This is a genomic window from Rothia sp. HMSC068F09 (assembly GCF_001812775.1).
GTDB lineage: Bacteria > Actinomycetota > Actinomycetes > Actinomycetales > Micrococcaceae > Rothia > Rothia mucilaginosa_A.
On record NZ_KV810416.1, the window covers coordinates 101,991 to 122,261 of the forward strand.

17 protein-coding genes are annotated in these 20,271 nt (G+C 61.6%); 10 read left to right on the forward strand and 7 right to left on the reverse strand.

Annotated features, from left to right (window positions below):
• The first annotated feature begins 262 nt into the window (after positions 1-262).
• The 5 genes from HMPREF2874_RS01770 (at position 263) to HMPREF2874_RS01790 (ending at position 4,823) form a co-directional block, all read left to right on the forward strand.
• On the forward strand, positions 263-595 hold the full coding sequence (locus HMPREF2874_RS01770; RefSeq protein WP_070648730.1) for a rhodanese-like domain-containing protein: 333 nt from the start codon (positions 263-265) through the stop codon (positions 593-595).
• A 27-nt stretch (positions 596-622) separates the two neighbouring features.
• Positions 623-2,218: an anthranilate synthase component I family protein gene (locus HMPREF2874_RS01775; protein ID WP_070648732.1), complete on the forward strand. Its 1,596-nt coding sequence runs from the start codon at positions 623-625 to the stop codon at positions 2,216-2,218.
• A 79-nt stretch (positions 2,219-2,297) separates the two neighbouring features.
• On the forward strand, positions 2,298-2,879 hold the full coding sequence (gene pyrE / locus HMPREF2874_RS01780; protein WP_005504234.1) for an orotate phosphoribosyltransferase: 582 nt from the start codon (positions 2,298-2,300) through the stop codon (positions 2,877-2,879).
• Positions 2,880-3,050: 171 nt separating this feature from the next.
• Positions 3,051-3,752, forward strand: coding sequence for a TrmH family RNA methyltransferase (locus HMPREF2874_RS01785; protein WP_070648751.1), 702 nt, complete (start codon positions 3,051-3,053; stop codon positions 3,750-3,752).
• A gap of 264 nt (positions 3,753-4,016) precedes the next feature.
• A complete protein-coding gene (locus HMPREF2874_RS01790) occupies positions 4,017-4,823 on the forward strand; it encodes a hypothetical protein (protein WP_070648734.1) in 807 nt (268 codons plus the stop codon).
• 224 nt (positions 4,824-5,047) lie between these two features.
• Here HMPREF2874_RS01790 and HMPREF2874_RS01795 read toward each other — a convergent pair whose 3' ends face one another.
• From HMPREF2874_RS01795 to HMPREF2874_RS01805, 3 genes are all read right to left on the reverse strand, one after another.
• A complete protein-coding gene (locus HMPREF2874_RS01795; RefSeq protein ID WP_005504242.1) occupies positions 5,048-6,100 on the reverse strand; it encodes an ornithine cyclodeaminase in 1,053 nt (350 codons plus the stop codon).
• Positions 6,101-6,274: 174 nt separating this feature from the next.
• Positions 6,275-7,894 carry an amino acid permease gene (locus HMPREF2874_RS01800; protein WP_070648735.1) on the reverse strand — a complete coding sequence of 540 codons (1,620 nt, stop codon included), beginning with the start codon at positions 7,892-7,894 and terminating at the stop codon, positions 6,275-6,277.
• A 379-nt stretch (positions 7,895-8,273) separates the two neighbouring features.
• Positions 8,274-8,663, reverse strand: a complete 390-nt coding sequence (locus HMPREF2874_RS01805) for a cobalamin ABC transporter ATPase (RefSeq protein WP_070648736.1) — start codon at positions 8,661-8,663, stop codon at positions 8,274-8,276.
• Positions 8,664-8,956: 293 nt separating this feature from the next.
• Here HMPREF2874_RS01805 and fbaA point away from each other — a divergent pair, with 293 nt between their 5' ends.
• Positions 8,957-9,985: a class II fructose-bisphosphate aldolase gene (fbaA, locus tag HMPREF2874_RS01810; protein ID WP_070648737.1), complete on the forward strand. Its 1,029-nt coding sequence runs from the start codon at positions 8,957-8,959 to the stop codon at positions 9,983-9,985.
• Positions 9,986-10,144: 159 nt separating this feature from the next.
• Here the strand turns inward: fbaA and HMPREF2874_RS01815 are convergent, their stop codons facing one another.
• Positions 10,145-10,726: an arsenic metallochaperone ArsD family protein gene (locus HMPREF2874_RS01815; RefSeq protein ID WP_070648738.1), complete on the reverse strand. Its 582-nt coding sequence runs from the start codon at positions 10,724-10,726 to the stop codon at positions 10,145-10,147.
• Positions 10,727-11,061: 335 nt separating this feature from the next.
• On the opposite strand from HMPREF2874_RS01815, the gene HMPREF2874_RS01820 reads away from it, so the two are divergent.
• The 3 genes from HMPREF2874_RS01820 (at position 11,062) to HMPREF2874_RS01830 (ending at position 15,609) form a co-directional block, all read left to right on the forward strand.
• Positions 11,062-11,574 (forward strand): PTS sugar transporter subunit IIA, encoded by a 513-nt coding sequence (locus HMPREF2874_RS01820; RefSeq protein ID WP_070648739.1) that lies wholly within the window; start codon positions 11,062-11,064, stop codon positions 11,572-11,574.
• Between the two features lie 369 nt (positions 11,575-11,943).
• A complete protein-coding gene (locus tag HMPREF2874_RS01825; RefSeq protein WP_239665956.1) occupies positions 11,944-13,548 on the forward strand; it encodes a glycerophosphodiester phosphodiesterase in 1,605 nt (534 codons plus the stop codon).
• A 381-nt stretch (positions 13,549-13,929) separates the two neighbouring features.
• Entirely contained in the window at positions 13,930-15,609 is a 1,680-nt protein-coding gene (locus tag HMPREF2874_RS01830) for an NAD-dependent succinate-semialdehyde dehydrogenase (RefSeq protein WP_070648740.1), read from the forward strand.
• Positions 15,610-15,761: 152 nt separating this feature from the next.
• Here the strand turns inward: HMPREF2874_RS01830 and HMPREF2874_RS01835 are convergent, their stop codons facing one another.
• Together HMPREF2874_RS01835 and HMPREF2874_RS01840 are read right to left on the reverse strand one after the other, a co-directional pair.
• Positions 15,762-16,886: a sucrase ferredoxin gene (locus tag HMPREF2874_RS01835; protein WP_070648741.1), complete on the reverse strand. Its 1,125-nt coding sequence runs from the start codon at positions 16,884-16,886 to the stop codon at positions 15,762-15,764.
• Positions 16,887-16,999: 113 nt separating this feature from the next.
• A complete protein-coding gene (locus HMPREF2874_RS01840; RefSeq protein ID WP_070648742.1) occupies positions 17,000-17,623 on the reverse strand; it encodes a TetR/AcrR family transcriptional regulator in 624 nt (207 codons plus the stop codon).
• A 159-nt stretch (positions 17,624-17,782) separates the two neighbouring features.
• On the opposite strand from HMPREF2874_RS01840, the gene HMPREF2874_RS01845 reads away from it, so the two are divergent.
• The gene (locus HMPREF2874_RS01845; protein WP_246823744.1) at positions 17,783-18,991 is read left to right on the forward strand and encodes an AAA family ATPase; all 1,209 of its coding nucleotides are present in this window, start codon (positions 17,783-17,785) and stop codon (positions 18,989-18,991) included.
• 143 nt (positions 18,992-19,134) lie between these two features.
• On the opposite strand, the gene HMPREF2874_RS01850 is transcribed toward HMPREF2874_RS01845, so the two are convergent.
• Positions 19,135-19,962 (reverse strand): UDP pyrophosphate synthase, encoded by an 828-nt coding sequence (locus HMPREF2874_RS01850; protein ID WP_070648744.1) that lies wholly within the window; start codon positions 19,960-19,962, stop codon positions 19,135-19,137.
• Positions 19,963-20,271: the final 309 nt, after the last annotated feature.

The window sequence follows — 20,271 nt, forward strand, 5'->3', positions numbered from 1 at the left end:
AATATATTTACAAGTGTATACCCTTATCTATGTATATGTATACATGGTACACACCTATATTTCACAGAATAAACTCTTAGTCAGTGCATGAAAAACCATTTCGATTTTTTCGTATGCACTGCTTCTGAATCTCACAAACCCCCAAATACCGGGCTAGATGCGCTCGCTGCCCCGAACGCGATAGAGTGGAACTACAACTATGTCCGCAGTGCACCAGCCCGTGCCGACCGGCGCATTTTTAACCATTTCAAAGGAGAACCCCATGTCTGTTGTACCCCAGGTTGACCCCCGCGACGTTCCCGCCGGTGCGACCATTATCGACGTTCGTGAAGACTATGAGTGGGAGGGTGGCCACGTGACCGGCGCAAAGCACATCACCCTCGACACCATCGCCGAGCGTCTAACCGAGCTGCCCGCACCGGGCGAGGACTTCTACGTCATCTGCCACGGCGGTGGCCGTTCGAACCGCGCGGCAACCTTCCTGCGCGGATGCGGCTACGCGGCCCACAACATTGCTGGCGGCACCAGCGCATGGTTCGCCGCCGGTCTGCCGATGACCAGCGAGAACGGCGAAGCTCCCGCGGTCGTTCACTAAACCGCCGGTTCGCCTGCACGCCATACAATGGAGTCCGTGACTGAAACTTCCGCGGACCGTATGTTTTCTACCTCGAACGCTCCCGCTTCTGCGCCCGATTCCCACGCCCTGCCGAGTATTCTGCAGAGCATCCCGTGGGATGCGCAGACGCGGGAGCTTGTCGTGCGCCCGCTGCCTTTCGCGGTGAACTGCGAGGACGCGTACCCGCTGCTGGCCGCCGGTGCCGAGTACTCGTTCTGGCTGGATTCGGCCCGCGAGGAGTCGCCCATGTCGGTCGCCTCGTACGTGGGTGTGGTTCCGGCGCAGCTGTCGCCCCTGCGCGTGGATTCGGCGCGCGCGGCGGCTGAATCCGGCGCGGAAGACCCCTTCGCCCAGCTGGAGGCGGCGCTCGCCCGCGCACCGCGCGTGCATCCGGAGACCGCGGTGGCAACCGGCCTGCCTGCGGGTCTGCGCGGCGGTTACGTGGGCTATTTCGGCTACGAGGCGCGTGCCGCCATGGGCCTGGAGCACGGCCACCCGGTGCCGGGCTACCTGCCGGCGCATGAGGCGCCGACCCCGGATTCTCTGTGGCTGCCGGCGGTCCGCTACCTGGTGCACGAGCACGCCCGCCCGGGCCGCCCCGCGCGGAGCTGGCTGGTGGGCGATGAGTCGTGGTGTGAGGCGGCGGAGCGACTGCTGAGCGAGGCGCTGGATCCGGTGCTGAGCGCGGCGGGGGAGCGCGCCTCGGAAATTGCCTCCGACAGCACCCCCGTAAATGCCCCTGAGCTTACCGAGCCCCTGCTCTTCCCGGCACCCGCCGCGGAAGCCTATATGGACTCTGTTCGCGCTAGTCAGCACGAAATCTACGAGGGTAACAGCTACGAGGTGTGCCTGACCGCGCAGACGGTCGCGCGCATCCAGAACCCGAGCCCGGAGCTTTTCTTTGAGCTGTACCGCCGCCAGCGCGCCCACAATGCCGCGCCGTATGCGGCGTATCTGCGGTGCGGTGATTTTTCGGTGCTTTCCTCCTCGCCGGAGCGTTTTTTGAGCGTGGATGAGCAGCGTAACGCCCAGACGAAGCCGATTAAGGGCACGGTGCCCCGCGGCGCCACCCCGGAGGAAGACGAGGCCGCCGCCGTCTGGTTGCGTACCGATGAGAAGACCCGCGCCGAGAACCTCATGATCGTGGACCTGCTGCGTAACGACCTGTCGCTGGTTTCCGAGCCGCACACGGTGCGCGTGCCGGTGCTCATGGGCGTGGAGAGCTACTCGACGGTGCACCAGCTGGTGTCTACGGTCAGCTCGCGCCTGCGCGAGGGCGTGAGTGCGGTGGCTGCCGCGCAGGCGTGCTTCCCGGGTGGCTCGATGACGGGTGCGCCGAAGCCCTCGACCATGCAGATTATTGAGCGCCTGGAGAATCACGCTCGCGGCGTGTATTCGGGTGCCCTGGGCTTTGTGTCGGCGGATGGTTCGGCGAACCTGTCGATTGTGATTCGCACGCTCGTGGCGCACGATGACGGCACGGTGACTCTTGCTGCCGGTGGTGCGGTGGTTGCCGATTCCGATCCTGCCGCAGAATACGAGGAGATGCTGACGAAGCTGCGCGCCGCCCTGCCGCCGTCGGTGGGCCGCGTGGTGGAATAGCCTAGCGCCGGGATAACGCGGTAGTGGGATAGCGCAGGATAGCCTGCGTTGCCTGCACGTGAGCCGCTACACTGGAACTATGACTAAGCTTTCTGAAAACCTCCCCATTGAAGAAGCCCGTGAACGCCTGCGCCAGCTGATTATGGAGCTGGCTGTGGTGCGCGGGCACGTGGTCCTCGCCTCCGGCAAGGAAGCCGACTACTACGTTGACCTGCGCCGCATCACCCTGCACCACGAGGCTTCTCGCCTGGTTGGTCAGGTCATGCTGGACCTGCTGGATAAGAACGGCATCGAGTTTGAGGCCGCTGGCGGTCTGACCATGGGTGCTGACCCGGTGGGTACCGCGATTATGCGTGCTGCTGGCGATCAGGACCGTGCGATTGACGCGTTTGTGGTGCGTAAGGCTCAGAAGTCTTACGGCATGGGCCGTCAGGTGGAGGGCCCGAGCGTTGAGGGTCGCCGCGTGGTTGCTGTTGAGGACACTTCCACGACCGGTGGTTCCGCGCTGACTGCTGTTGAGGCGCTGCGTAAGGCTGGCGCTGAGGTTGTGGCGGTTGCTGTGATTGTTGACCGTGCGACCGGCGCTAAGGAGCATGTGGAAGAGGTTGCGGGCGTTCCGTGCTTGTACGCGTACTCGAAGGACGAGCTGGGCCTGGACTAGTCTCTATTGGACTGAGTTCTGAGGACCTCGTGATTTTTTAAGGCATTCCCGCTGTGGCGGGTGAACCCGTGCCGCTGGCTGCTGTGTGTGGCTGGTGGTGCGGGTTTTTGTCTGTAAGATGGCTCTGTGAGCGCCGGAGTGGCGCTGGTTGTTGGCCTGAAGGTGGTTGTGATGGTTGAGAATCGTGAGGCGACTGAGGCTGTGCCTGCTGAGGCGGCTGCAGCTGAGGCTATTGAGGGTACCGAGCAGGGTACTGCCCGTTTTGAGGTGGGTGTGGGCCCGTGGGAGGGCCCGTGGCCCGAGGGTGACCATTGGGATGAGGAGCTGCTGCGTGAGGGCGACCGCCGTAACGTGGTGGATAAGTACCGTTACTGGTCGATGGACGCGATTATTGCTGACCTGGATACGCGCCGCCATGATTTTCATGTGGCGATTGAGAATTGGCAGCATGATTTGAATATTGGCACGGTGGTGCGTACTGCGAATGCGATGTTGGCGAAGGAGGTCCATATTATTGGGCGTCGCCGCTGGAATCGTCGTGGGGCGATGGTGACGGATCGTTATCAGCATGTGCGTCATCATCCGACGATTGAGGATTTTGTGGCGTGGGCGCAGGCTGAGGGCCTGGAGATTATTGGTATTGATATTTTTCCGGATTCGGTGCCCCTGGAGACGTATGACCTGCCGAAGAAGTGCGTGCTGGTTTTTGGTCAGGAGGGTCCGGGTTTGTCGGAGGAGTTGCACGCGGCGGCTAGGGATACTCTGTCGATTGAGCAGTTTGGGTCGACGCGTTCGATGAATGCGGCGACGGCTGCGGGTATTGCGATGCATGCGTGGGTTCGCCGCCATGTGTTTGGCCAGATTCCGTCGTAGTTTGGCGGCTGTTTATGAGGTGTTTAAAGGTTCCGATGCGTTGTGTGCGCGTCGGAACCTTTTCTGTTGGGCTTTGGACGGCTTAAACCACGCATGGAATTACCTAGGCGTGTTAGTGTTAACGCAAATCACAGGAGATATGAGAATCGCACTCTCAATTTTTGTCGGAGCGTACGATGGATTTCCTGACTTTGGCTCGCTATTGGTTGCGGGTTGCGGGTATGAATGACCGCGGCGTCATTCCCCTGAAAGGAGTCGGTAACAATGAAGAAATCTGCTGCCCTACTCGCCTGCATTGCTTTAGCTTTAAGCTCCTGTTCCAGTAACGCCGAGCGGGACACCTCACGAAAAGCTGTTCTCGATTATTCAAAGAACTACGTACACCTTCCACTGGACGAGTACGCCTTCGATGAACTCACACTCCGTACGGTGAGCACGGCGTGGCATACGCTCATGTCCGAATGCTATGCGCACCACGGGCAGTCCTACGCCGTGCCCTCAGTAGACACCCCGCAACCGGGCGGCCTATACGGCAGCTGGAACGTCGAGTACGCCAAAAAGTACGGGTACTCCCAGAAGGAATCCCGAGGCTCAGACGATTCAGCACCGGACGACATCAACACCCGGTGCCAAGAAGAGGTGAAAGCCGCATTCTCCGACGTCGAACTTGACGAAAAAGAATACCGGTTCGTAGGAGAGCTCAACTCACAGGCATACACCTACGCCTCCCAAACCGATGAGTGGAAAAATATTCGCTCAGAATGGTGGACCTGCCTGCGTGAACGCGGGCTAACCCCCAGGGAAGGAGAGAGCGACTGGATGTCGGAAGAAGGCGCGCATCTTATGACCTCCTCCCAAGGCAACGAAGAAGCTAAGCCGGAAGAAATTCGCCTCGCAACGATTGAAGCGGAATGTAACCAGAAGGTGGGTATGGCCCAGCGTTTGGGTGATATTGAGGCGTCCTATCAGGGGCCTCTCATCGAAAAGAACCAGGCGAAGCTCAACCAGCTGAAAGAGGAGAAAGAAAAGCGTGTGGCGAAGGCGCGTGAAATTATCGCCACCCGCCAGTAGCCGCATCCGCCAGTAGGTATCAGCGCATGAGGGGCAGAACGAGCGAAGCACCTGCAGGTTGTGCACAAGAAAATCCGCGCATAAGCAAATTCCACAAGAAGGAGCCGGGGAGTGTCACCACTCCCCGGCCCTCACTTTATTCACTCTCAACCTCGCAGCCTACGCCGGCGCACCTTACCGGCTCGCCGGCTCACGGCCACTCAGCGTCAGGCTGCTTTAGCCCTTTAGCCCACCGGAACGTTAACGTTCACCAGCGAGTACAGATCCTTCGGATCATCCGGGCTAGCAACCAGGTCAATGAACTGCTGCAGGTCGGTGTCCTGCGTAGCCGCACGGGCATAACGCAGACCCGAGAAGTCAGCAATCGCGAAGCCCACCGAATCAAACAGGGTAATCTGCTCATCCGACACGCGGCCCGGCTCCTCACCGGTCAGAACCTTCCAGAACTCCACCACCGGGAAGTCCGGGTCCTTCTGCTGAATCTCGCCCTCAATGCGGGTCTGCGGCGGGAACTCAACAAACACGGTGGAGCGGTCCAGAATTTCGCTTTCCAGCTCAGTCTTGCCGGGGCAGTCGCCACCAATAGCGTTCAGGTGCACACCGGGCTTCACCTGGCGGTCCAGCAGAACCTTCGCCTGCTGCTTATCGGCGGTGCAGGTGGTAATAATGTCTGCACCCTCAACAGCCTCGTCCACGTCCTTAGCCAGGTGGATGCGGAAGCCCAGCGGCTCCAGGTTGCGGCGGAACTTCTCCATCGCATGCGGGTCAACGTCGTAGACGGACAGGTCCTCAATGCCGAGCACCGCGCGCATACCCAGCGCCTGGAACTCAGACTGCGAGCCGGTACCGATCATCGCCATCTTCTTCGAATCCTTGCGTGCCAGGTGCTTAGCAACCATGGCGGACACGCCGGCGGTACGCAGCGCGGTCAGCAGGGTCATCTCAGCCAGGAACACGGGGTAGCCGTTGTCCACGTCAGCGAGCAGACCGAACGCGGTCACGGTCTGGAAGCCGCGTGCCGGGTTCGACGGGTGGCCGTTCACGTACTTGAAGGAGTAGGTGATGTTGTCGGAGGTGGGCATCAGCTCAATCACACCGAAGGGGGTGTGGGAGGCGACGCGCGGAATCTTGTCGAAGCTCTGCCACTTCTTGAAATCTTCTTCGAGGAAGTCGACCATGCCGGCAATGATGTTGCCTACGCCGTCCTTCTGAATCCACTTTGCCATCGAGGCGACGTCAACAAATTCCACCGCGTGTGCGCTAGGACGTTCAGTCATGATTTTCTCCTTTGAATAATTATGCTGCAAACAATGCGTTGGCAGTGAGTGCGTTTAGCGCGGATATTAGCAATAATTATGCCAAAAATACTCCAGAACACACTCTTAAAAAATGTATTTTGTGTTTTTGGCGCGTGCACGGTGAGCTAAGCACCGTGCACGCGGGCGGGTGGGTTAGGGCTTGTCGTGGTGGCCCTTATGTGCGGTGCCGTGGTCTTCATCGTCGGCAAATTCGTCGAGCGCGATGTGGGTGCGCGGCTCCGAGACGAGCTTCTGCACCACGGGGCGAGCCGCAATCACGGGCACAGCACCCGTATAGCCCTCACGCACGCGAGCAATCTCGTTGACGCGGTCACGAACCGTGTACCAGCCGATAATCAGCAGCGGGATAACCACCAGCAGCGACGCCAGGGTGTAGGTGCCCACCGGGTAATCCAGTGCCATCAGCACAATCACAATCGCGAGGAACACCATCACGGCCCAGTCGCTGAAACGACCGCCGGGTGCGCGGTAGTTGGGGCGCTTGTACTTACCCTCGCCGACCAGCTTCAGGTACTTCTGGTGCGACATTGCGATAGCCGCCCAGCTCGCCATGGTGCCCACCGAGGCGATGTTCAGCACGACCTCGAACGCCTGCTCGGGAACGAAGAAGTTCAGCACAACACCGAAGAGGCCGATCACGCCGGTCAGCAGAATACCTGCTACCGGAACGCCGGAGCGGGACACCTTGGTGGTGAACTTCGGTGCCGAACCTGCAACACCCATCGAGTGGAGGATACGGCCGGTGGAGTACAGGCCAGCGTTCAGCGAGGAAGCCGCCGCGGTAATAACGACCAACTGCATAATCGGTGCGGTACCCTCAATGCCGATGGCATCAAAGAAGGTCACGAAGGGCGACTCGGCATCCTTATATGCCGTGTAGGGCATAAGCAGGCAGAGCAGAACCACGGAACCAACGTAGAAGATCGCGATACGCCAGATCACGGTGTTGATAGCGCGGGGGATAACCTTCTCAACGTTCTTGGTTTCACCACTGGTGGTGCCGACCAGCTCAATACCGGCGTAGGCGAACACAACGCCCTGAACCACGATAAGAGCGGGAAGAATACCGTTGGGGAAGAAGCCGTCGTGGGTTGCGATGAGTTCCAGGCCGGGGCGGACGCCGTTGATGGGTTCACCGAAGACCAGGTACCAGATACCCACCGCCATGAAGGACAGCAGGGCAAGAATCTTAATGAGTGCGAACCAGAATTCCAGCTCACCGAAGAGCTTCACGGAGATGAGGTTCAAAGCAACGGTGATGACAACGACGATGAATGCGCTCAGCCACTGGGGAATGTCTGCGAAGAACTGGTTGTATCGACCGAACCAGCTGATGTAGATGGCGATGGCGGTGGCATCTGCAACGGCGGTCATTGCCCAGTTCAGCCAGTACAGCCATCCGGAGACGAATGCGGCCTTTTCGCCGTAGAATTCGCGGGTGTATGAGACGAAGGATCCCGAGGAGGGGCGATGGAGGATGAGCTCGCCGAGGGCTCGAAGAATCAGGTAGCCGAAGAAGCCGATGACGGCGTAGATGACGGCGAGCATGGGGCCTGCGTCCTGCAGACGGCTACCGGTGCCCAGGAATAGGCCGGTACCGATAGCGGAACCGATGGCGATCATCTGGAGCTGGCGTGCGCCAAGCCCCTTGTGGAAGCCTTCCTGCTCGTGTGCGAACGGGTCGTCTGTGGGGGGCTTGATGTGCGGATCGGATGCGGGCTTACCCGGAGTTTGGGGTGTTGGGGTGCTCATGCTTGGCCTCCTGGGGTATTGTGCGGGGCGTGTTCGCGTGAGGTGAGTGAAGGATGTGGTTGGGAACACGTCGATGAATTATTAAGACCATAGCACAGTGAATACATGAAATATAACCCCGGTCACGTTTAGATTTTTATTCATGAAATGTATATTTAGGGTTTGTTTTTGGGTATGTTGGAATGTGTTGTTTTAATTGTTATGTGAGATAAATTAAATATGTTTTATATATGCAAATTACACGGGTGTAACACGGTAGCCCGAGAGGTATCGGTTGCGCCACCGCGCGGCGCAGCGTGAAAAAGAACGTGACCCGAAAAGAAGGCGCAGGGCGGGAAACGACGGCAGCGTGACGGAGGGGCCTCGAGGAGCCTCCCCGCTACCCCTCCTCCATAAGGCGCGCAATCTTCGCGCGCAACGCGCGCTCGCGACGGTTCAACCACCACCAGCTCGGCCAGTGCAGGAACGAACGGCGACCCACCTGCACGACCGAGGGGAGCTTCGCCTTCGCCAGCGCCTCGTCAATCTGCGGGTCCTCCGCACCCTCGGCGCGCATCCGCTCGATGAGCGCCAGGGACTTGGCAACATCGCCGTGACCCATCACGTGGCGGTTCTTGCGCTCCAGCACCGCATCCAGGCGGGCGCGCACCGGGGCAATAGCGGCGGCGTTCGGATGCTCGCGTTCGGCGCGACGCTGCGCCTGGCGAGCCCGCTTTTCGCGGTTAAGCTCGCGCCGCTTCGCGCTATTTTTTGCCTTTGATGCGCCCATGAGAGTCCCCTTTCGGTGCCGCAATATCGCGTGCGTTATCCCCGTAGCGGGCCGGGTTGGTGATTGAACCGCGGGCCGAACCCCACTCGAGGCATTAGGTCATTAATACCTCTACTTTACCGCGCAATTCCGCGGAATCTCCGGCCGAGCAAACCCCAAAAAACCCCACAAAAAGATAGAGCTTCTTAGTTACGCCTTGGTAAAATAGTGCGAGTAGGAGGCGCCCCGCGCGCCAACAAAATGGTGAACCGGTCCACTAGGTGTCCGGTCGCATCTATCCAAGGAGTCAGCATATGGCTATTGCAACCCCCGAAGTCTACGCAGAAATGCTGCAGCGTGCGAAGGAACAGGGCTTCGCATACCCCGCAGTGAACGTGACCTCCTCGCAGACCCTGAACGCCGCAATCCGCGGCTTCGCAGAGGCCGGCTCGGACGGTATCATCCAGGCATCCACCGGTGGTGCAGCATACTGGTCCGGCGCTTCCAAGAAGGACATGGTCGTTGGCTCCCTGGCCTTCGCAGCCTACGCACGCGAAGTTGCTAAGCAGTACGACGTGAACATTGCACTGCACACCGACCACTGCCCCAAGGACAAGCTGGAGGGCTTCGTTCTGCCCCTGCTGGCAGAGTCCGAGAAGGCTGTCGCCCGCGGTGAAGACCCCATCTTCAACTCCCACATGTGGGACGGTTCCGCAATTGACCTGGACGAGAACCTGAAGATCGCATCCGAGCTGATCGAGCGTACCTCCAAGGCAAAGATCGTGCTCGAGGTTGAGATCGGTGCCGTTGGTGGCGAGGAAGACGGCGTTGAAGGCGCTATCGACGACTCCCTGTACACCACCGTTGCAGACGCCGTCAAGACCGTTGAGGCCATCGGCCTGGGCGAGAAGGGCACCTACATGGCAGCCCTGACCTTCGGTAACGTTCACGGCGTGTACAAGCCCGGTAACGTACACCTGCGCCCCGAGCTGCTCAAGGAAATCCAGACCGAGGTCGGCGCTAAGTACGGTAAGGGCGACAAGCCCTTCTACCTGGTGTTCCACGGTGGCTCCGGCTCCACCGAGCAGGAGATTGCAGACGCAGTGTCCTACGGTGTTATCAAGATGAACATCGACACCGACACCCAGTACGCCTTCACCCGCCCCGTTGCTGGCCACATGTTCAGCAACTACGACGGTGTGCTGAAGGTTGACGGCGAGGTCGGCAACAAGAAGACCTACGACCCCCGCGTCTGGGGTGCCGCTGCTGAGGCAGGTATGGCCGCACGCGTGGTCGAGGCTTGCCAGCAGCTCGGCTCCGTCGGTACCTCCCTCAACAAGTAAGGTACCGCGCGCCTAGCGCAGCCGCAGAGCAAAGAGCGGTGCCCGCCTCCTCTTCACGAGGGGGCGGGCACCGCTCTTTTAAATCTCGGGTGAGGGCCGGCCGGGGCCGACGCTCGCGCCGGGTCTCAGCTGGGCGGGGTTGACCACCGCCGCGGTCGACTAGTGGCCGCCGCAGCCGCAACCACCGCATCCGCAGCCGCCGGACTTGACGGCCACCGAGCCGGAGGCGGGAATACCGTCGCCGGTGTCGCCGCCCATGAGGTTCACGCGGTTGCCGATATCCGGGCCGCCCACCGGCTGGGTGGTCTTGCCGGCCAGGGTTGCCGCAAAACCGGCGGGCTCGGCCAGGGGGCTGAGGTTCGGAACCATGGAGGAACCGGTCGGGCCGCACGCCGCGGCGGCCGCGTTCGCCTTCGGCTGCGACACCATGTGCGCGCGGGAGAAGCGCTTGATCTGCTCTGCGGTCGGGTAGGTGAAGGACACCTTCACCTCGCCGTTGACGAGCATGAGCGGTAGCACCTCGCGGCCGTTCATCTCAATCTGCTCGGCCACCGGGGCGCACTCCTCAAATGCAGAGGGGTACGAATCGGTGGAGTACACCTCAATCTCAACGCCCGAATCCAGGGCTTCCTGAGCTGCCCCCAGGAAGATGGAGCGCTCCATGTCCTGCGGGTCCTCCGGGTTCTCGCCCGGGCCGGGGATAAATACTTCAAGAACGGTCTCGGTTGCCGTTTCAGTCATCGTGTAGCCTTCTTACTCTCTCGGCGCGCACCTGTTCGCGGCGCCGGTTCTTCCCTAAGTGTACTCGCGCGCTACCCGCGCATTGAAGCGAGGCTAAAATGCCAGATTCGCGGAATATTTGCAGAAATTCGCTGAAACCGATTGTGGTTCATATGTAGCGGCCCCGGGTGCGGTATTCTGAGTTCATATGCACCGGAGTGTCTAGAGCGGCTTCCCTCAACTGGCCTCCCCGGGAGCCCCGGTGCGGAATCCATCAGGCAATGACGCCGCATCCGTCGCGGACGAGCCTGCGCTACGAAAAATACGCTACCCCTAGCGCTAGAGAAGGAGCATACATGTTTGGTTTCGGCAAGAAGAAGAAGGAAGCCGCCGCACAGGAAGCCGCATCCGCAGACGTCTACGTCGCACCCGTCACCGGCGAGTACCTGCCGCTGAGCGAAGTTTCCGACCCGGTCTTCTCCCAGGGCGTCATGGGTGACGGCTACGCCGTGAACCCCACCGCAGGTACCATCGTTGCCCCCGTCGCGGGCACCATCGCCCTGATTCAGGACACCCTGCACGCCTTCATGCTCCGCACCGACAACGGCGGTGAGGTGCTCGTGCACATCGGCATCGACACCGTTGAGCTCGGCGGCGAGGGCTTCACCAAGATCGCAAGCGTGGGCGACAAGGTGGAGGCAGGCGCCCCCATCATCGAGGTGGACTGGGCAGCCATCGAGGGCCGTATCCCCTCCAAGGAAACCATGGTGATGATTACCAACACCGCCAAGTTCAACATCTCGAAGGACTCCGAGGCACGCCGCCCCGTCAACGCCGGTGACCGCGTAGCCCAGGCTACCAAGAAGTAATCGAGGCCCCTACGTTGGGTAAAGATCCCGCGCAGTGACCGCACGAAAGGTCGCGTTCTGCAGGCTCGCACGAGTCTAGGACGCGGCCTTTTTCGTTATTCGAGAAATTTTTTAACGCCCCCGGGGCGTTAAACCCGAAAAGCGGCGGAAAAGGTGAAACACCCGACCACCCTTGCACCGAGAGTAAAAAGGAGGTGTGCATGGTACCCCAGAATCCCTAAATACCCGTGAAGAAACGATAAAAAATCGTTATTCTACTTAGAGTTACAGTTTGAGTTGAGAGATTCCGGCATCTCAGCTATAAACGGAAACTTTGAACCCAACCACACACATAACGCTCAACTCACTACAGAAAAAAGGACCACTACGGTGACCGTACTCTCGAACACCACCAAGAAGATGAGCCGCCGCGGCTTCCTCGGTGCCTCCGCACTCGTGCCCGCAGCCCTCGCGCTGCAGACCGGTGAGGCCCACGCAGCCGCCAACACGACCGCACAGCTTGCCGCTGTGCGCAGCGGATCCCCCGCGCACCAGCTGCTGTACAAGACCGATGAATTCTTCATCGCACACCGCGGCGCGGGCAACATCAGCCCCGAGCACACCGCCTACGCCTACGCCGAGTCCGTACGCCGCGGCGCCCTGGCCGTCGAAATTTCCGTGCGCACCACCCGCGACGGCAAATTTGTCTGCATGCACGACGCCAGCATCAAGCGCACCACCGGCGCCAACCTGGTCGTCCGCGACACCAACCTCGATGAGCTGCGCCGCCACCGGGTCGACATGCGTGAAAACCTGGGCGATAACATCGGCCTGTACGACATCCCCACTCTCGAAGAGGCCATCGAAGCCATCAACAACGTGCCCGAAGGCGGCGAATACGCCTCCATCGGCGGCAAGAAGGTTGTGCTCTTCATCGAGGCGAAGGACGGCCCGGCACAGCAGGGCCTGCTCAAGTTCATCACCGACCGCGGCCTGCAGCGTCGCACCGTCATCAAGATGTACCGCGACGGCAGCGGCGGCTTCAACCCCACTTCTCGCTACCTCAAGCTCGTGAACGCCGCGGGCTGCGGCACCTGGTGCTACTTCGACGGCGGCGACCCCATCGACAAGATTTCCGCCATGGCCCGCCACAAGAACGTGGACGCCCTCGGCGTGCCCTTCTACGAGAAGCCCACCGGCGCGGGCTACGGCTCCATGAGCGAGGACGCCGTGCGCACCCTCACGGGCCTTGGCAAGGCTGTCATCGTGTGGGAGGTCCACCGCCGCTCCGTCTACGAAAACTACAAGGCGCTCGGTGTGAAGGGCTTCATGTGCCCCGACCCCTACTGGGTGATCGGCGACCCCTTCGACTCCAGCGTGAAGATTAACACCGGCCGTCGCCAGCACGGAATCCTGCCGGCCGACCCCTCCACCGCGGCCGACATGCCCGAACTGAACGGCAAGGCCATCGTGCACCGCCAGCGTTACGACGAGTCCGTGCTGCTCGGCCCCCTGTCTAACTTCACCACCCGCGATAAGTACACCCTGGACTTCTCCATGAAGTGGACCGGTGAACTGCCCAAGCAGCAGAGCCACTACGGCTACGTTGCCTTCGGCCGCCAGCACGATGGCGCCTTCGGCATCGGCAAGAAGTTCGCCGCCAAGCAGGATGACGGTACCTACCTGCTCGCGGTGCGCCCCTCGTACCAGGGCGGCTCGGTCGCGCAGATTCTCTGTTTCGCCCCCGGCCAGTCCACCCCGCGCGTGCTACACACCATGAAGCTGCGTCAGAAGGTCACCACCGGCCAGGCGCTGAACTGCAAGATCGTGGTGAACAAGAACAGCTTCTACTACACGATTAACGGCCAGTACTCCAGCCCGATTAACCACAGCGCCTACCGCGGCCCGTACGTGCACTTCGGCCGCTTCCACGGTACGAACGATGGTGGTCCTCTGGAGCTGACCCGCATCGAAGCACGCCAGTCCTGGGTTTGAGAGCGCAGGTGGGCTTAAACCACCGCCGAGCGCCACGCCACTCGCGGCTCACCACCGCGGAGAGCGAGGCGCAGGGCTTCGCGGATGCACACCGAGCATCCCTTCCGGGCTAGGCCCCCCATAATCCCCAGCTGCTCGCGCACCGAGCGGGAATCCACCCCGAAGGGGGCTGCATCCGTGGCGGATGCGGCCCCCTTCGGCGTGCTCGGGCGGGTTGGGCGGCGGGATGATTGGGCGGGAGAGGGGCAGCGGTGGCGCGCGAGGGCACCCCGCGCGCGTTATGGGACGTGTAGCGGGCCGCGGGGTAGGGGAGAAGCGCGGGACTAGAATTAAAAGCGTCAGAGTCGACCGTACCGGCCGCCCCAACCCGAAAGGCACGCCATGACCCCCTCGCCCGAAAACCCCGCCGCAAACACGGCACCGGAGAGCCCCACTTCCGAAAGGCCCACCGCAAAGTCCGCCGAGCTGCGAGGCCGCACCGAACCGCACATGCATAGCTTCAACATGCCGCAGTGCGAACCCATCGACCCCTACGAACGGCCCTCCTACCCCTTCTTCAACGTGCCCACCGACCTGCTCCTCGGCGGCAGCTGGGTCACCGGCGACAACGGCTCCTTCCCTGTGCACAACCCCTCCTGCGGTCAGCTTCTCGCGCACGTCGCCGATGCCAGCGTTGAACAGGGCATCGAAGCGCTCGACGCCGCCTGCGAGGCCCGCGCCCACTGGGCGGCCACCAGCGCCCGCGAACGCGCCGACATCCTCAACCGCGCCTACACGCTCATGACGCAGCGCACCGAAGTCATTGCCCGGCTCATGACCCTCGAAATGGGCAAACCCCTCGACCAGTCCCACGGAGAAGTCGCCTACGCGGCAAACTACCTGCGCTGGTACGCCGAAGAAGCTGCCCGCAACTTCGGCCGCACCGCGGTCGCCCCCGAATCTGGCCTGCAGATTACCACCGTGCGCCGCCCCGTGGGCCCCTGCCTGCTCATCACCCCCTGGAACTTCCCGCTCGCCATGGCGGCACGCAAGGTCGCCCCGGCGCTCGCGGCGGGCTGTACCGCGGTGCTCAAGCCCGCCTCCCTGACCCCGCTCAGCTCCCTGTACTTCGCGTACCTGATGCGCGAGGCGGGCCTACCGGACGGCGTGCTGAACGTGGTGACCACCTCCCGCACCAGCGAGGTTGTCTCCGCGCTGATGGCTGATGAGCGCCTGCGGAAGGTCTCGTTCACCGGCTCCACCGCCGTGGGCCGAACCCTGCTCGCGCAGGCTTCGCGGAACGTTCTGCGCACCTCCATGGAGCTGGGCGGCAACGCCCCGTTCATCGTCTTTGAGGATGCGGACATCCCCGCCGCCGTTGAGGGCGCCTACGCAGCGAAGATGAGGAACATGGGCGAGGCTTGCACCGCCGCCAACCGATTCATCGTGCACGAGGACGTGGCCGAAGAGTTCACGCGCGCCTTCGTGGAACGCATGGAGGCGACCGTCGTGGGTGACGGAGCCATCGACGGAACCGAATGTGGGCCGCTAATTCAACCTTCAGCGGTTGAATCCATGCTTTTTATGGTGGAAGACGCCCTGGGAAAGGGTGCGCTCCTCGCCTGTGGCGGCGACATTCCCGAACTGCCCTCGGAGGTTTACGGCAACACCGGCGGCATGCCCAGGAACCTCAACAAGGGCAACTTCATCAACCCCACCGTGCTGACCGGCGTGACCGATTCGATGCGCGTGTGGCGTGAAGAAATCTTCGGCCCCGTCGCCCCGATTGCCACGTTCGGCGGCTACGGCGAGGAAGGCGAACGCACCGCCCTGAAGCTCGCCAACGACACCGAGTACGGCCTGGCGGCGTACGTGTACACGAGCAACCACCCGCGCTTTACGCGCATGGCGGCAGGCCTGGAGTTCGGCCTGATCGGTTACAACTCGGGCGTCATCTCGAACGCTGCGGCGCCCTTCGGTGGTGTGAAGCAGTCCGGCATGGGCCGCGAGGGCGGCCCCGAAGGCCTGGAGGAGTACACCGAGCTGCAGTACATCGGCGCGCCGAACCCGTTCGCCGGGTAAGGCTGTTTGCCGGATAGGGCAAGATACCGGTTACGACGAACCCTGGATATAGCGAAGCCTGGATGCAGTGAATCCTGGATACAGCGAAGCCCCGGCGGGTACCCGAGAAGGTGCCCGCCGGGGCTTCGTGCTGTCTAAGTCATGCGCGGGTGCTAGAGCTGGAACAGCCCGCGCAGCTCGCGGCTGAACGCATCCGAGGGCCCCTTGCCGCACGAGTTGGGGCGCGGCTCGAGGGTGACCCGCTCAAAGAAGGCGACCCAGGCGCGTCCGTCGTGCAGCGTTACGCGCGCCGCTTCCAGGGCGGGGTTCTCGGCAGAAAGCTCGGGGGAGGGGCCTGCCGCCGGGTTGGTGCTCGCCGCGTTGAGTGCATCCAGCGCCTCCTGCACCGATGTTTCACGTGAAACCAAACCTCCAGAGGTTACTTCTTCACCCTTTTTCTCCAGTTCGAGGCGTACGGCAACCTCCGCCGCCTGCTCCACCGGGGTATCCGTGCTGCGGCCTCGCAGGCCGTGCAGCGACGGAATGGCACGGCCCGCCAGCGACAGGTACGCCGCCAGCGCCGAAGGCTCCGAGAGGCGACCGTAGGTGTAGCCGGTGGGCAGCATAATGCCGACCGGGGCAAAGCGGTGACCGCCCGTATGCGAGCACTCCCAGACCGCATTACCCGGCAGGATATCCGCCAGGTGCGCCGCAATGGGGCGACCGCGCAGGGCACAGCAGCGGTCACGCTTGGAGTGGGTGCACACGAGAATGGCGGGGGAATCTATGAGCTCTGCGCCGGTCGCCTGAATCAACTCCTGGGGGTTGCCCAGGGGTAGGTCGAGGAGCTGTTCGGGGGTGCTCACACTGAACGAGTAGAGCTTCTCCTCACCCGGGGTGCAGAGCGCGTAGAGCACCCGGTGGGTCGGGTTGCCGGATGCATCCGGCGCGCCGTGCAGTACACGCCCCGCCCTGCCCGCCTGGCGGATCAGCAGGAACTTCAGCCCCGCCTGCGAGACTGCCTCGCCCAACGCCTCCGAAAGCTCCTCACCGAGGGCGGAGCCGTCCAGCACGTCGCGACCCCAGTGACCCACGTGCTCGAGTGCCAGCCATGCGGTGGCGCGTCCGGCGGTGCCGCCGAGCGCCTCGTCGTCGTAGAGTGAGCAGGAGTCTGCCGGGATGCTTGTGGCGCGGGTGCGTGAAGAGAGCTCGTCCGCGTGTGCGACACGCAGGTTGTTCAGCTCGGCGGGGTTGGTGGCGCGCGGCTCGGGGGTTGCGGGGGTGCAGGATTCAGTCATGGTTTCTCGATTCTACGCCTGCAGGATGTGAATGACCTATATTGCCCCTGTACGGTCTAAATGCTGAAAAACAACCGTCCAAGGGTGATTTTTGGGGCCTATCGGGGGGGCAACTACTCAGGAAGGAGCGCCAAAGCGACGCGGTGGAGGTGCTCCTTCTCTTCGGGGGTGCCGAAGAAGGAGCGGAGCATGTACCCCTGGAAGACCATCATGAAGGCGTCTGCGGTATCGCGGGCGTAGTCGGTGATGAGCGCCTCCTGTTCGGGGGTGCGCTGTGCCGGATCGGGGTCGATCTCGTGCAGAACGCTCAGCTGTTCGGCCGCCCAGGGGGTGAGGGTCTTGACGATGATGCCCTGCAATAGGGGCATGACGTTCGCGGTTGCCCTGGCGATTTCGGGTGCGTGGAGGGACTCAAGGCGGATGCGCAGCATGGCGGAGAAGTTCTCGTTGACCAGCTGGTTGGTGTAGATGGTTTCGAGAATGTCCTGGGGTCCGGCGCCTTCGGGGAGGGCGGCGTAGAGCTCCTTGACGTTGTTGAGGCGCTCGTTGATGGCGCTGATGAGGATGTCTTCTTTGCCGGAGAAGTGCGAGTAGATGGACCCGGAGGACAGCCCGGAGGCTTTGATGATGTCGCTCATGGAGGTGTTGGTGTAGCCGTGTTCGAGGAAGCAGTCGATGGCAGCTTCGATGATTTGGGCTCGGCGGGCGGCTTTGGTGGCGTCTGTTAGTCGGGGCATGGTTCCAGTCTAGGGGGTTTGGGTCTCGGAAGGCATAAACACAATGCTGATTCTTTTTGTGACATTGCAAACAAAATAGCTATTTTGTTTGTGTGTGGCCAAAACCAGGAGTAGAGTTCTAATCCATAAACGAAATAAGCATTTTGTTTGGAGATTGTCGTGAACAACGAAACCACCACTGCAGTCACCGCAGAATCGGTGACCGCCGCAGCCCCCGAGCGCGCATCCCAGAACGTAGCCGCCCAGGGCGCAGACACCAGCGCCGCAACCGCCGAGCGCTCCTCCTGGATCAAGGTCATCGGTACCTCCCTGCTGGCATCCCTGATTGTCGCGGTCGTTATTCTCGCCTTCACCTGGCCCACCAAGACCATGGAGGCAAAGAACCTGCCCGTCTCCATCGCGGGCCCCGCGGTGACCGTCAGCCAGTTCGAACAGTCCCTCAAGGACAAGGGCATCGAAACCTTCGAGCTGAAGCAGGCATCGTCCCGCGAAGAGGCCGAGCAGCAGATCAAGCAGCGCGAAACCTACGGCGCAATCATCTTCACCGAAGGTGCCGCCCCCGAGGTGCTGACCGCCCCCGCCGCGAACGCCGCAGCAACCCAGATGCTCAACGGCGTAGCCACCCAGCTGAACGCGCAGATTCAGCAGAAGGCGCTCGCCGCTAAGACCGAGGCCCTCACCCAGGCGGTGCAGGCCGGCGGTGAGCAGGGCGCACAGGCTGCCGCCCAGCTGGAGCAGATGAAGGTGCAGGCCGAGCAGGCATCCGCGATGGCGGTGAAGACCACCGCCGTGGTGCCCCTGAGCGAGAGTGACTCCTCCGGTACCGGCCTGGCTATTGCCGCCTTCCCCCTGGTCATGGGTGGAACCATCGGCGGCGTGCTCTCCCTGACCCTGATCAAAGGCACCTGGCGCCGTTTCGCCACCGCAACCCTGTACGCCGTCATCGCCGGTGCGCTGACCGCCCTGATTCTGAGCACCTGGTTCGGTTTCATTCCCGGTGACTTCGCAGCCCTGTGGGCTGCGTTCGCCGCAACCTACCTGGCTACCGCGTCCTTCATGATTGGTATGGGTGCCCTGCTGGTTCCCGCCGCCGGCCTGGGCCTGGGCGCCGTGGTGACCATGTTCATCGGTAACCCGATTTCGGGTGCGTCCATGCCGAGCGCGTTCCTGCCCGGTGCCTGGGGCCAGATCGGTCAAATGATGGTGCCGGGTGCCTCCTCAACACTGCTCCGTTCCATCGCGTACTTCCCGGAGGCCGCAACGAGCGGCCAGTGGCTGGTCCTCGGCTCCTGGATTGCGTTCGGTCTACTGACCGGCGTGATTGGCTGGGCTCTCAAAGAGCGTCGCCCCGCAAAGGTGGAGGCATAAACCTCCCCGCCGCGGGTTGGACCACCGGTACGAACGTAGCCAGTACAACATAGCTGGTACAACAGGAGAGGGTGTGTGCCGTGTTCACCGAACACGGCACACACCCTTTCGGCACACCGACTATTACCGGCTGCTATTCGCTGTTACTGGTTGTCGAGAACGTACTGTTTGAACTGCTCGTCCCGGCGTTTGAATTCTTTGAGCTCATTCTCCAGGGCAGCCTGGTTCTTGGCGACGAGTGGCTTCTGGTACTGCGCCTCCAGGTCGTAGAGCTTCTGCGAACGGCCTACATCCTGATTGCACTGCGCCTCGATAGTAGCGATTCGAATTTCCTCTTCTGAGGGGGTGGTGCTCTGACGAATATTCTTTTCTTCCTTGACGGTCATCTCACTATCGGGGGTGAGACCCTTGTCCTTGACGCATCGCTTCCATTCGTCGTCGAGAGATTTTTTGAGCTGCCTATCGCCTGCGGCGTTTCGAGCGTCGGTCTCCAAACGCCTATACGTGGCGGAGCCGAATGGTATCTCTCCGATTTTTGCCATCTCTTCGCTGGCGCGCTGATAACATTCGGTGCTGACATCCTTCCCGGGGTCGGATGAGGGCGCAGGGGAGGACAGATCCAGCGTATTCGAGTCTTCGCTCTTGTGGAGGCCGTATTTTTGGGCGTACTCAACGTTCCAGATTCCGTAGGTCCTGCCCAGGTTCCTGCCGGATCCCTCGGTGCGGACAAACATCTTGTAGTGTTGCCCGTGTTCGGCAAAGCACTTTTTGCGGGCGAGCTCAAGGGCTTTGGTAAAGTATTCGTCTTTGCCGTCGGTGTTGTAAGCGTCCAGGGGTAGGATCACCCGATCATTTTCTGCGTCGAAAATCGCGCGGGCGCTTTCGTCCTTCTCCAGAGAAGGGCCGAAGGAGCAAGAAGACAGCACAGTGCTGATGAGGGCAGCCGCCATAAGCTTTTTCAAAGCTGACATGGTGTATATCCAATCTGTTACGGGGAGCCCGTGGCGTCGCGGCCACACCCCCCCCCGTAGACCACGCGAACTAGGTGGCCTTGAGAACACTTCTTGAGAAGGTGACTTAACAATACCCCTAGTGGATGCGGGTTTGTGCTCAATAGGCTGGTGCGTGCAATAGAAAATTTTCTGCCGCGTGGCGGGTTCTGAGCCGGTTGCAGCGCGGTTCGGCGAAGCCATGGTGGAACCCCGCCGAAACCCCGGCAAAAATACGGTGGAATCACTGCGAAAACTGTGGAGAGACAGGACGCGCAGGCGGGCGCACCT

Coding starts and splice junctions, on each gene's coding strand:
- HMPREF2874_RS01770 (WP_070648730.1), top strand. CDS start 263: ATGTCTGTTGTACCCCAGGTTGACCCCCGCGACGTTCCCGCCGGTGCG.
- HMPREF2874_RS01775 (WP_070648732.1), top strand. CDS start 623: ATGGAGTCCGTGACTGAAACTTCCGCGGACCGTATGTTTTCTACCTCG.
- pyrE (WP_005504234.1), top strand. CDS start 2,298: ATGACTAAGCTTTCTGAAAACCTCCCCATTGAAGAAGCCCGTGAACGC.
- HMPREF2874_RS01785 (WP_070648751.1), top strand. CDS start 3,051: ATGGTTGAGAATCGTGAGGCGACTGAGGCTGTGCCTGCTGAGGCGGCT.
- HMPREF2874_RS01790 (WP_070648734.1), top strand. CDS start 4,017: ATGAAGAAATCTGCTGCCCTACTCGCCTGCATTGCTTTAGCTTTAAGC.
- HMPREF2874_RS01795 (WP_005504242.1), bottom strand. CDS start 6,100: ATGACTGAACGTCCTAGCGCACACGCGGTGGAATTTGTTGACGTCGCC.
- HMPREF2874_RS01800 (WP_070648735.1), bottom strand. CDS start 7,894: ATGAGCACCCCAACACCCCAAACTCCGGGTAAGCCCGCATCCGATCCG.
- HMPREF2874_RS01805 (WP_070648736.1), bottom strand. CDS start 8,663: ATGGGCGCATCAAAGGCAAAAAATAGCGCGAAGCGGCGCGAGCTTAAC.
- fbaA (WP_070648737.1), top strand. CDS start 8,957: ATGGCTATTGCAACCCCCGAAGTCTACGCAGAAATGCTGCAGCGTGCG.
- HMPREF2874_RS01815 (WP_070648738.1), bottom strand. CDS start 10,726: ATGACTGAAACGGCAACCGAGACCGTTCTTGAAGTATTTATCCCCGGC.
- HMPREF2874_RS01820 (WP_070648739.1), top strand. CDS start 11,062: ATGTTTGGTTTCGGCAAGAAGAAGAAGGAAGCCGCCGCACAGGAAGCC.
- HMPREF2874_RS01830 (WP_070648740.1), top strand. CDS start 13,930: ATGACCCCCTCGCCCGAAAACCCCGCCGCAAACACGGCACCGGAGAGC.
- HMPREF2874_RS01835 (WP_070648741.1), bottom strand. CDS start 16,886: ATGACTGAATCCTGCACCCCCGCAACCCCCGAGCCGCGCGCCACCAAC.
- HMPREF2874_RS01840 (WP_070648742.1), bottom strand. CDS start 17,623: ATGCCCCGACTAACAGACGCCACCAAAGCCGCCCGCCGAGCCCAAATC.
- HMPREF2874_RS01850 (WP_070648744.1), bottom strand. CDS start 19,962: ATGTCAGCTTTGAAAAAGCTTATGGCGGCTGCCCTCATCAGCACTGTG.